Annotated in this window: 12 protein-coding genes; 5 read left to right on the forward strand and 7 right to left on the reverse strand. The window is 61.2% G+C overall.

Annotated features, from left to right (window positions below):
- From ACFFAR_RS13510 to ACFFAR_RS13535, 6 genes are all read right to left on the reverse strand, one after another.
- Nucleotides 1-565: substrate-binding domain-containing protein (locus ACFFAR_RS13510; protein WP_174362993.1), on the reverse strand; the 565-nt coding region annotated here is incomplete at its 3' end.
- A gap of 273 nt (nucleotides 566-838) precedes the next feature.
- Nucleotides 839-1,594 carry an SDR family oxidoreductase gene (locus tag ACFFAR_RS13515; RefSeq protein WP_375507998.1) on the reverse strand — a complete coding sequence of 252 codons (756 nt, stop codon included), beginning with the start codon at nucleotides 1,592-1,594 and terminating at the stop codon, nucleotides 839-841.
- Between the two features lie 33 nt (nucleotides 1,595-1,627).
- Nucleotides 1,628-2,029 carry a nuclear transport factor 2 family protein gene (locus ACFFAR_RS13520; RefSeq protein ID WP_174362991.1) on the reverse strand — a complete coding sequence of 134 codons (402 nt, stop codon included), beginning with the start codon at nucleotides 2,027-2,029 and terminating at the stop codon, nucleotides 1,628-1,630.
- A gap of 44 nt (nucleotides 2,030-2,073) precedes the next feature.
- On the reverse strand, nucleotides 2,074-2,754 hold the full coding sequence (locus tag ACFFAR_RS13525; protein WP_174362990.1) for an alpha/beta fold hydrolase: 681 nt from the start codon (nucleotides 2,752-2,754) through the stop codon (nucleotides 2,074-2,076).
- Nucleotides 2,755-2,848: 94 nt separating this feature from the next.
- Nucleotides 2,849-3,979 carry a Gfo/Idh/MocA family protein gene (locus tag ACFFAR_RS13530; protein WP_375507999.1) on the reverse strand — a complete coding sequence of 377 codons (1,131 nt, stop codon included), beginning with the start codon at nucleotides 3,977-3,979 and terminating at the stop codon, nucleotides 2,849-2,851.
- 133 nt (nucleotides 3,980-4,112) lie between these two features.
- Nucleotides 4,113-4,997, reverse strand: a complete 885-nt coding sequence (locus ACFFAR_RS13535; protein WP_174362988.1) for a LysR substrate-binding domain-containing protein — start codon at nucleotides 4,995-4,997, stop codon at nucleotides 4,113-4,115.
- A 220-nt stretch (nucleotides 4,998-5,217) separates the two neighbouring features.
- Here ACFFAR_RS13535 and ACFFAR_RS13540 point away from each other — a divergent pair, with 220 nt between their 5' ends.
- From ACFFAR_RS13540 to ACFFAR_RS13550, 3 genes are read left to right on the forward strand one after another with little or no spacing between them, the layout of a single operon-like run.
- Nucleotides 5,218-6,327 carry an alkene reductase gene (locus ACFFAR_RS13540; protein ID WP_174362987.1) on the forward strand — a complete coding sequence of 370 codons (1,110 nt, stop codon included), beginning with the start codon at nucleotides 5,218-5,220 and terminating at the stop codon, nucleotides 6,325-6,327.
- 13 nt (nucleotides 6,328-6,340) lie between these two features.
- Nucleotides 6,341-7,567, forward strand: a complete 1,227-nt coding sequence (locus ACFFAR_RS13545) for an MFS transporter (protein ID WP_375508000.1) — start codon at nucleotides 6,341-6,343, stop codon at nucleotides 7,565-7,567.
- A complete protein-coding gene (locus ACFFAR_RS13550; RefSeq protein WP_174362985.1) occupies nucleotides 7,564-8,433 on the forward strand; it encodes an aldo/keto reductase in 870 nt (289 codons plus the stop codon). The genes ACFFAR_RS13545 and ACFFAR_RS13550 overlap by 4 nt, the downstream gene beginning before the upstream one ends.
- Here the strand turns inward: ACFFAR_RS13550 and ACFFAR_RS13555 are convergent.
- On the reverse strand, nucleotides 8,428-9,450 hold the full coding sequence (locus tag ACFFAR_RS13555) for a substrate-binding domain-containing protein (protein ID WP_174362984.1): 1,023 nt from the start codon (nucleotides 9,448-9,450) through the stop codon (nucleotides 8,428-8,430). The two genes, ACFFAR_RS13550 and ACFFAR_RS13555, sit on opposite strands and share 6 nt — an antisense overlap.
- A 442-nt stretch (nucleotides 9,451-9,892) precedes the next feature.
- Here ACFFAR_RS13555 and ACFFAR_RS13560 point away from each other — a divergent pair, with 442 nt between their 5' ends.
- Both ACFFAR_RS13560 and ACFFAR_RS13565 read left to right on the forward strand, forming a co-directional pair.
- Nucleotides 9,893-10,873 carry an ABC transporter substrate-binding protein gene (locus ACFFAR_RS13560; protein WP_375508001.1) on the forward strand — a complete coding sequence of 327 codons (981 nt, stop codon included), beginning with the start codon at nucleotides 9,893-9,895 and terminating at the stop codon, nucleotides 10,871-10,873.
- A gap of 27 nt (nucleotides 10,874-10,900) precedes the next feature.
- Nucleotides 10,901-11,110, forward strand: a 210-nt coding sequence (locus ACFFAR_RS13565; protein ID WP_375508002.1) for a Rieske 2Fe-2S domain-containing protein, incomplete at its 3' end; no start/stop codon positions are given.

Consider the following 11,110-nt stretch of genomic DNA (forward strand, 5'->3'; position numbering starts at 1 on the left):
CGATCTTTGCGCCCGGCACCGTCGCGATACCCGCCTTGAAGCCATCCAGCCGCACGTTCTGAATGAAGGAATTCAGCGCGCCCACCACGCCGATGCTCGCCTTCCCGCCAAGGTTCGTCTTGATGTAATTCGCTGTGTACTTACCGATGTCCTCGCCGACCTTCTTGTTGTCGACACCCACTTGCACCGCGTTATCGCCATCGACGATTGCGTCGATGGTTACCACCGGAATGCCCGCTTTCTTGGCTTCGGTGATCGCGGGCTTGATCCCGTTCACGTCGATGGCGACGACCAGGATCGCATCGACCTTTTGCTGGATATACGTTTCGATGGCGCTGTTTTGCGCGCTCGGATCGTTGTTCGAATTGAAGATGGCGAGCTCGACGCCCGCGGCTTTCGCGGCGGCTTGCGCGCCCTGGTCCATCTGCGTGAAAAAGAGCGCCTCCTGGTTGATCTGCACCATGGCGATCTTCTTGCCCGCGGCCAGTGCCGCGCCCGCGAAAGCGAGCAGGGACGCGCCAAGCAACACGGCGGTCATGCGGCGGAAATGCAATGCAGCGCTCATCGGAATCCCTTTCCTGGTTGGTCCGGCCGTTTTTGTACGGTCATTGAAAGCCGCGCGGCCGGTGAATTGAAGGAAGACTTCGTGGGCGCAACCGACATTGCGCCGCCCGCTTGTAAACCGGTTTATAAAAATTAAACCGCGAGTATTGGGCTGTCAATCTTTTCAAAAAAAGATAGGGGAAAGTACGAGGGAGTGCAGGGAGAGAAGTAAAGCTTAGTGCTCGAGCCGCTGGGGCGCAGTTGGCCCCAGCCGGCTCATATGCGCGGAGGAAGGTTATCCGCCCATTGTTGCCATCATCTGGGAATTGAAGCCGTTGACGAAATCGTGCTCGCCCGGTCCGGGGTTCGCGCGCATCGGCCTGGCTGCTTCCACCAGAATCTCGTCCGCCCCGCTACCGAGCGCCTTGATCGTCTCATCGATAAACTGATCGAGCGGCATCGCCATCTCGGCTTCCTGGCTGTTCATAAGCTCGGTGCGCACCCACGGCGGCGCGATTTCGAGAACGCGGACCGACGTGTCCTTCAGCATGAAACGTTGTGACAGTGCGTACGAGTGCAGCGCCGCCTTGGTCGACGAGTAGACCGCCGTAAGCGCCAATGGCACGAACGCGAGCACCGAGCTGGTGTACGCGACGATTGCGTCGTTGCGGGTCTTCAGGTGTTCGACCAGCGCGGAGGTCATCCGGATCGGACCGATCAGATTGGTCGTGACGATGGACACCATCTGGGCGTCGTCGATCTTGCCGGCGACTGCATCGGCCTGCATGATGCCCGCGTTGTTGATCAGCACATTGAGCTCGGGGTGATCGACGATCAGCTTTGCTGCCACACGTTCGATGCTCGCTGGATCGGAGATGTCGAGCTCGACCGCCTTCATGCCCGGATTGGCTGCGATCACGGCGTCGAGATGACTGCGTCGCCGGCCTGCAATGATCACCTGGTTGCCGAGTTTGTGCAGTGCTTCAGCGAGGCCCCGGCCGATGCCCGAACCGCCGCCGGTGATGAAGATCGTATTACCTGTGAGTTTCATGATGCGTCCTTGAATAGCGATGGATTGGAAAGATCAGGCTGGAAACGTGTCACCGAACATGGGCAGGCCGCTCACGGAATCAGCTTGAGCGGCTTCGTTCTCGATCACGTCCCAGTGCTCTGCCAGCTTGCCGTCTTCAAAGCGGACGATATCGGCGGCGATCCAGGCAGCAGGCAGACCGTGGCCCGAAAAGCGGCCGTGGGCGATCACATAGTCGCCCTCGGCCACGATCACCTGGTTCTCGTAGCGCAGCGTCCCGGGCAGCGAGCGGATCAGATCGAACAGGCCATCGCGGCCCGGGGCAATGTGAGCGCTTTGATGGATATACGTGTCCGACCAGAAATGTCTGGCCGTTTCGTAGTCGCGCTTGTTGAAGAGCGTCTCGAACGCTTCGAGGACCGTCTCTTTGTTTTGCTGTGGCGTAGTGATGGCCATGTCGGACTCCATTGAGGTTTACCGGACAGAGTCGGACGTGCCGGTCAGCCGGCGGCCTGTAAGATCAGATCGGCAACTGCGCGCGGTTGCGACAGCATCGCGACATGACTTGCATCGATGCTGATCGTCGTTGCATCAGCCCGCGCTGCCATCGTCTTCTGAAGCTCCGGATGAATGGTGCGATCCGCGGTTGCGAGCAGATACCAGCTTGGCTTTTGCTTCCATGCCGGTGACGTGACCGCGCCGCCCAGCGCCGCGCCGGCTAACGGATTTTGTGTTGCAAAGATCGTCGAACGCTCCGCAGGGGTCAGGTCCTGGGCGAATACCTCATCGACGCCTTCACGTGTCAGCTTGAAAAACTCATGCGCGTCGGGACGGACGACCTCCAGCAGGCGAGTCGGTGGAGCACCAGCGCCAAGCGATGCCGCGGACTCGCCGGCCTCTGGCGCAAACGCCGCGACATAAACGAGACCCGCAACCTTCGGATCGTTTCCGGCCTCGGTAATGACAGCGCCGCCATAGGAATGACCCACGAGCAATAGCGGTCCTTCTATCAAGGCAATCGCGCGTTTCACTGTCGCGACGTCATCGGCGAGCGACGTCAGCGAAAGTGAGACCGATGTTCCCGTCAGACCAGCGGCTTCGATCAGCGGCAAGACCTTGTCCCAGGCCGAGGAATTGGCCCAGGCGCCGTGAACAAAAAGGATGTTCGATAACTTCGTCATGTTTGCTGTCCCATTTGAGGCGACTCTCGTCGCAGTGTGCGCCGCGTTGGCGTAAATGTATTCATGTTTCAGACACCGCTGGCGCGGATGACCGTCATCTTTGATGCGAGGAATCCATCGGAATACTGAACGACAACTCGACCCGTTTGCCTGAACTGTCCGATTCCTTGATCTGTTCCATCAACTCATGCATCCGGATTGCGTCCGCGAATGAAGGTGCGAGCGTCGAACCGGTCTTGACATCGCGGGCGTGGGCCGCATAGAGGCTCGCCAGCTCCACGACGCTGCCGCCCAGTTCGCCCTCTTCCAGCCATTCATATTCGGACGGAACCGTAAGCACGGTCATTGGCTGGCTGTCGCCTCGTGCGATTTCGATACGGTTGAACGTGTCGCCGAAGCTCGACGTGTTCGTGATCTTCAGGTCGCCCTTGCTGCCCGTAATGTCGAGCTGAACGCCGTAGTTGTTGCGTTTGCCTGCCTCCAGATGAACGCTCAGCACGGCGCCTTTCGCGAACGTTCCCGCGAGAACGACCTGGTCTGCATTTGTATGCGGCAATGTATCGCCCGTTTCCAACAGCGTGACTTCCTTGAACTGATTGACTGTGAGCGCGGACAGGCTTTGCGGGAAACCGGTCATCGTCGTGAAGAGGGCGTCCAGGAAATGACCGCCATAGATTGAGAGGAGGCTCGAAAAGTTTTTCTCGGGGATCGTGTAGTAAAGCGAAGCAGGGCGTTCACGCTGGAAATATTCCACGCTGACATGCAGGCGCACGGAACGGATATCGCCTATATCGCCGTGGTCCAGCAAATCGCCCACGTAGCGATATCCCGGATTCAACCGCCGCTGCAGGCCGACGATCGTGCGCACGCCCGCTTTGTCGGCCAATGCAAGCAGCTCCTTCGACAAAGCCGTGTCGGGCGTCAACGGCCACTCGCAGTACACGTCCTTGCCTGCCGCGATCGCGGCGCGAATACCTTCTTCGTGCTGGAACGCCGGCGTCAGCACGAGCACCAGATCGACTTCCGGATTCGCCGCCAGCTCCTGCACCGACGATGCCGCGTATTTGAAGCCGTGGCGTTCCACGAGGCTCGATGCCTTGTCGGCGCTGCGGCTGTACACGGCCGTCAGTTCGTAATCGGGCAACCGCTTGAGCGACGGCAAATGCCCATATTCCGACCAATGGCCCAGGCCGATGACACCGACGCCAATCTTTCTATCGTTCACGAGAAACTCCTGCGTTAGGCTGCGCAGACGACTGCGCGGCGACAGGAGGCATCGTAGGAGTGACGGGATTAAAGATAAACGGGCTGCGATTCCGAACATTGCGGACATCGATGTCCGAAACGCATTGAGCGCACTAGATCTTCAGGTTCTGACTGATGTAGTCGATGAACACGCGCAGCTTGGGCGACGCATAGCGGCTCGCCGGCCAGAGAATCCAGAAGGTTACGGTCTGGTTGATGTAATCGTCGAGCACGACTTGCAGTGCGCCGCTGGCAAGCGCATCGCGCACGAGGAAGGTTGGCAGGAACGCCAGACCTTTGTCCTGCAGCGCAAGAAACCCCAGGACTTCGATCGTGTTGCTGACGAAAGTTTGCGGAAGCTCTGGATCCGCCTCCGATGCCGCAAGCTGGAACGGCCAGCGTTCGAGCCTGCCCGTCGCGGGAAACTTGTGGAGCAGGCAAGCGTGGTGAACAAGGTCCGCAGGATGCGATGGCGTGCCCCGTTGCCGGAGATAACCGGGCGAGGCGACCAGCACCTGTCCGCAGGAACCGAGACGGCGCGATACCAGCCGCGAGTCATGTTGTGCGCCCGTGCGAATCACGGTGTCGAAGCCTTCTTCAACCACATCGACCATTCGATCGGACAAATCCACGTCGATTTCGATGTCCGGGTACTGCGCCATGAAGCCATCGAGCGCCGGCATGATGAGCCCGGACAACTGCGGCGTGCTGATCCGCAGGCGGCCGCGCGGGCTGCCGGCGGCGTCGGACAGTTCGGCTTCAGCGGCTTCCACCTCGCCGAGAATACGCCGGCATCGCTCGAGGAACAGCGTGCCTTCGGCGGTCAGCGTGATGCTGCGCGTGCTGCGATGAAAAAGCCGCACGCCCAGGCGTTCTTCCATTCGCGCGATGCTCTTGCCAACCGCCGACGACGATAAACCGAGCTGCCGCCCCGTTTCCGTGAAGCTGCGGGTGTCTGCGACCTGTACGAACATCGAAATGCCGCCAAGGCTGTCCATGATTGTGTCCCGGGAGAAGTTCGCAGATTTTTCGTCCGCCACGCGGCGCATTTGCGCCTGGCCGGTTACGACCGTGCAAATGCCAATAAGGACTTTTCTGTCCAATATATTCGGAACCTTAGCCCATTTTTCTTCTTTTGAATCGTTCCTACACTCTCATCCAAGGTCGAAGCACCCGCTGCCGGTCAATATCGGCAGCCCACCAAATCTGGAGAGAGTCATGTCTAAACTTCATTCCGCCGTCAAAGTGGGTCCCCTGGAATTTTCGCATCGTGTCGTGCTTGCGCCGCTTACCCGCATGCGTGCCGAGGAAGGCGCAAAACCCGGTCCGTTGATGGCCGAGTACTACACCCAGCGCGCCTCGAAGGGCGGTTTCCTGATCAGCGAAGCTACCATTGCCGCGCCCAACGGCAACGGTTATCTGGGCGCGCCCGGTTTGTACGACGACAGCCAGATCGCCGGCTGGAAGCACATCACCGATGCCGTGCATGCCAAAGGCGCCCACATGTTCCTGCAGCTTTATCACGCGGGACGGCAGTCGAACAGCCAGTTGCAGCCGGTTGGCGCCCAGCCGGTCGCACCTTCCGAGGTGCTGCACGGCGGCGTGGCTTATACCGAAGCTGGCTGGATTCCGAATACCCCGAGCCGTGCGCTGACGGTGCCCGAAATCGCCGGGCTGGTCGAGAGCTTCCGTACCGCCGCTTTGCGCGGCAAAGAGGCGGGTTTCGATGGCGTCGAGTTGCACGGGGCGAACGGCTATCTGTTCGATCAGTTCTTGCAGGACGGCAGCAACAAGCGCACGGACATCTATGGCGGTTCGTTCGAAAACCGCGCTCGCTTCCTGATGGAAGTCACGCGTGCGGTCATCTCCGTCTGGGGCAGCGACCGCGTGGCCGTGCGCCTTGGACCGAGCGGCACATGGGGCGATATGTCCGACAGCAACCCGGAAGGCCTCTTTACTTACGTTGCAGAGGAACTGGCCAAGCTGAACCTCGCTTATATCCATCTGATCGAGCCGCGGGTGCTTGGCAATGTCGATGACGACAGCAAGGACCCGAACCCCGTCGCTGCACTGCTTATCCGCAAGCACTACAAGGGCGTGATCATCGCGGCAGGCGGCTTCAAGGCCGGAACAGCGGAAGCCGTGATTCAGGCGGGCGACGCGGACCTCGTGGCGTTTGGCCGTGATTTCATCGCGAATCCGGATCTGCCCGAACGCCTGCGTCTTGAGTTGCCGCTCAATCCATATGATCGTCCCACGTTCTTTGGCGGCACGGAGGTCGGTTATACCGACTATCCGTTCCATAGCGGCGAAGCCGTGGCCGCATGACCGGGAGCCGAACGTGAACTCTTCATCCACGTCTTCCCCGTCCCTTGCGCCGCTCTACTGGCTCGCGCTCGGTACGTTTGCAGTCGGCACCGAGAGCTTCATGATCGCCGGGCTGTTGCCGGACATGGCTGCCGACCTGCACACGAGCATCGTTGCGACGGGGCAGCTTGTCACGGTGTTTGCGCTTGCCTACGCATTCAGTTCGCCCGTGCTGACGGCGCTGACCGGCGCGTTTCATCGGCGCACGCTGATGATCGCGGCGCTCTCGGCATTCGCTGTGGCGAACGTCCTCGCCTGGGGCGCGCAGAATTACTGGGAGCTGATGGCGGCGCGCATCGTGCTCGCAACTGCCGCGGGCCTGTACGTGCCCGGCGCCAACGCACTGGCGGGCGCGATCGCCGGACCGGATCGGCGCGGCACGGCGCTCGCGATCGTGAATGGCGGAATCACGATTGCCGTGGCGTTCGGCGTGCCGTTGGGCGCGGTGATTGGTGACCGGCTCGGCTGGCGCATGACGTTCGCGGGCGTCGCGGCGCTTTCCGCTGCGGCGAGCGCCGGGCTGTTGTTCGGACTGCCGCGTTCAATCGGCGCAGGATTGCCGACGGCCACCTTGCGTGAACGTATCGATACCGCGCGCCGACCCGTGGTCCTGATGACCTTGCTCGTCACCACGCTGTGGGCCACGGGCGCCTATACGATCTATACGTATCTCGCGCTCTTTATTGCCAGGACGACGCAGCTGCATGGCGCGCAGATCGGGTACGTGCTCTTCACATGGGGCGTCGCGGCGGCGGTAGGGGTGTTTATCGGCGGGAAGGCGGTGGATCGGCTCGGCTCGCGGCGCGTGATCATTCCTTGTCTGACGGTATCGATTTTCGCTTTCGCGCTGATGTCGGCGAGTGCGCACTGGTTGCCCGCTTCGCTTGCGCTGGTTCCCGTGCTCGTGGGTGTGGTGGCGTGGGGAATCGCGCACTGGTGCTTCTATCCGGCGCAGCAGGCGGGACTCATTGGCATCGCCGGATTGCGCGGCACGCCGATCGCTTTGTCGCTGAATGCTTCGTTCATGTACCTTGGTTTCTCGCTTGGCGCCGCGCTCGGTTCACTCACCTTGAGTGTCGCGTCCGTGAGCGACCTTGGCTGGGTCGCCGCGTTATGCGAGGTAGGGGCGCTGGTGCTGACCGTGAGTATCGGCCGGCATGTGGTCAAAGTCCGGTGCGCATCGACCGCCTGCCCCGCATGACCATTCTTCGCTCGACGTTCAGGATTGGTGGGGAAACCGAGGTCCGGCGACTCGGTTTCGGCGCCATGCGCATTACCGGTCCGGGCGTCTGGGGCATGCCCGCCGATCACGCTGAAGCTATCCGCGTATTGCAGCGTCTGCCGGAACTCGGGGTGGATTTCATCGATACTGCCGATTCATACGGCCCCGGTGTTTCAGAGGAACTGATCCGCGAAGCGCTGCATCCGTATGACGCCCGGTTGCTCGTCGCGACGAAGGCCGGTCTCGTGCGCTCGGGGCCCGGCCGATGGGAATCGCATGGCCGCCCCGAGTATCTGATCGAGCAGGCCCGTGGCAGCTTGCGCAGGCTGGGTGTCGAACAGATTGGTTTATGGCAGTTGCATCGGATCGATCCTGCCGTGCCGCGCGATGAACAGTTTGGGGCGGTAAAGCACCTCATCGATACCGGCGTGATCCGCCACGCAGGCCTGAGCGAAGTCTGCGTGCCTGACATCAAGGCCGCGTCCAAATACTTCAAGGTGGCAACGGTGCAGAACCGCTTCAACCTGGGCGATCGCAGGAGTGAAGACGTGCTGGATTACTGCACGGTGCATGGCATCGGCTTCATTCCGTGGTACCCGTTGGCGGCCGGGGAACTGACCCGGCCGGGATCGTTGCTCGATATCATCGCCCGTCGTCATGGCGCTCGCGTCGGCCAGATTGCGCTTGCATGGCTACTGCAGCGCAGTCCGGTCATGCTGCCGATACCGGGAACCTCCAGGCTCGCACATCTCGTCGAGAATGCGGCTTCCAGCGCGATCACGCTTTCCGATCACGAGTTCTGCGAACTCGATCGCGCAACCGCGGGACGCGGGCACGAGTCATGACCCGGCGCGCGGCGGCGCAACCGACGCGCGTTCGATCAGGCGCACCGGCAGGCGATGTATGGCAGGGTCGGACGTGACGTTGCCCGTGAGCATCGATACCAGCAGCGCCACGCTCGTTCGCCCGAGTTCGGCGGCCGACTGGCGCACCGTGGTGATGGCGGGCATGAGGAGGTTGGCGAACTCCATGTCGTCGAATCCGACTATCGACATGTAGTCCGGCACGCTCAGCGCGCGTTCGCGCAGCGCATCTAGCACGCCGACCGCAATGTAGTCGCTGGTCGCGAACAGCGCGGTCGGTGGCTTTGCGCTCGTGACGAGTTTCGTGCCGATTTCGCGCCCGAAGGCGCGATCGTACGAGCCGAAGTGGACGAGCTTCGGATCGAAGCGGACCTGTGCTTCGGCGAGTGCGCGCTTGTAACCCGCGAGCCGTTCCTGCACCGTGAAGAGCGCTTCGGGACCGGTCACGTGCGCGATCCGCTTGTGGCCGGCATCGAGCAGATGGCGGGTGGCCTGATAACCGCCCTCGATGTTATCGACGAAAACACGCGGCACGTCCGCGCCCGGCACGTCCTCGTCCACCAGCACGATGTTCGCGCGCTCGCCCATGAGCTTTCGCAATGACCCGTCGTCCGGTCGGTTCGTCGCGAGGATCAGGCCGTCGAGATGACGCGTGTCGAGCCAGCTCAAATAAAGCGCCTCGCGTTCGAGCTTGTTGCGCGTGATGCAGAGCGCGAGGCCATAGCCGCTGGCTGAGGCGGCTTCCTCGACGGCGTCGGCAAGTTCGGCGAAGAATGGATTTGCGACTTCCGGCATGGCGAGGCCGATGGTCTCGCTGCTTCCAAGGCTGAGCCGCCGGGCGAGACTGTTCTGGCGATAGTTGAGCGCGAGCACGGCGTCATCGACGCGTTTGGCCGTGTCCGGCGGCAGCACGAGGCTGCCGTTCAGGTAGCGCGAGACGGTCGCTTTCGACACATCCGCCAGTTCGGCAACATCGCGAATGGTAGAGACTTTTGCCACTTGGGGTTTCCACGCAGGTTGGGCGCCGGGTTCGGGCGTAGTGTAACGCGGGGATTTGCATGAGCGTTCGCTGGTTGATAATGGCCGGGCACTTCGGCGGTGCGAGCGTGCATCGCGCGGGTGCGGTGTGCACGCCGGCATCGCTTGTCAGCGACGTTCGGGCCTTATAGAATCATTGGCATAAAATTCGCTTAGAAACATTGCAGAGTAGAAGCGGCTAGTGTCTGGTGTATTCGCAGTAACCAGCATGGGGCATTGCTCTTGGGGCGCATCGCGCGCCCACGTCGACCAGCGTCGGCGTTTGAACGGGATCGTCCGATCTCGCTCAACAAGGAGCGTGCGTGTAGTGCCCCACCATCTCCCTTGTTGTGCGTCTCGGCAATCCGGAACACGTTCAGGCGTTGTAGCTGGCTCCCCACGTTCACTCGCGGAGTCAAAAAACATGCGTGTTCTACGTCGCTTCTTTCATCTTTCAGTGCTTGTTTTAAGCGTTATTCTTGTTTCCCCTGTTCACGCCGCCGATTCCGTCACCGTGCTCACAAGCTGGTACGCGCAAGCCGAGCACGGCGGTTTTTATCAGGCGCTGGCTACCGGGCTTTACAAACAAGCCGGCCTCGATGTCACGATCAAGATGGGCGGTCCGCAAGTGAACGGCATGCAATTGCTCGTTGGCGGACAGGCGGATTTCATCCTTGGCTATGACTTCCAGGTGCTGTCCAGCGTGGAGGCGGGGATTCCAGTCACGACCGTGGCGGCATCGTTTCAATTCGATCCGCAGGGCATGCTGGTTCACGACGATGTGAAGAACCTCGCCGATCTCAAAGGCAAGACGATCCTGGTCGCCGGTGCGGGCAGGACAAGCTGGTGGCCGTGGCTCAAGTCCAGATACGGATATACCGACAGCCAGACGCGCCCTTACACGTTCAACCTGCAACCGTTCTTTGTAGATCCGAATGTCGCGATGCAGGCGTATCCGTCATCGGAAACATTCCAGGCGGATCAGGCGCACGTGAAGACCCACTTCTTCCTCTTTGCCGACGACGGTTATCCGCCGTACAACACGACCATCGTCGGCTTGCGCAAGACGCTCGCCGACCGGCCCGACGTGACTGCGCGTTTCGTCAAGGCGTCGATGGAAGGCTGGAAAAGTTACCTCGCCAATCCGGCTCCGGGCAACGCGCTGATCAAGAAGGACAACCCCGAGATGAGCGATGCGCAGCTCGCGTTCGGCGTGGCGCAACTGAAGAAACTCAAGCTCGTGACAGGGGGCGACGCAGGCACGCTCGGCATAGGCGCGATGACCGATGCCCGCTGGAAGAAGACCTACGACTACATGGTCGGCGCGAAGCTTCTCAAGGCCAGTACCGACTACAAGAGCGCCTACACGCTGCAGTACATCCAGACCGCCAAGGTCATGCCGTAAGCGGCGCTGATAAAAGGGAATCGAATCATGCTGGTTACACGTCAAAAAGTCCTGCGCCGCTTCTGGTACGCAATCATGCCCGTGTCGGATCTCGACGATGGCCCCAAGCCGTTCACGCTGCTGGGCGTCAGCATCGTGCTGTGGAAGGGCGCGGGCGGCAAACCTCACGCGTTGCGCGACCGCTGCTGTCATAGAACCGCCAAGCTCTCGAAAGGCTTCGTTGACGCCGATGGCAAC

Origin of the sequence: uncultured Caballeronia sp. (assembly GCF_964243625.1) — a bacterium.
Classification (GTDB): domain Bacteria; phylum Pseudomonadota; class Gammaproteobacteria; order Burkholderiales; family Burkholderiaceae; genus Caballeronia.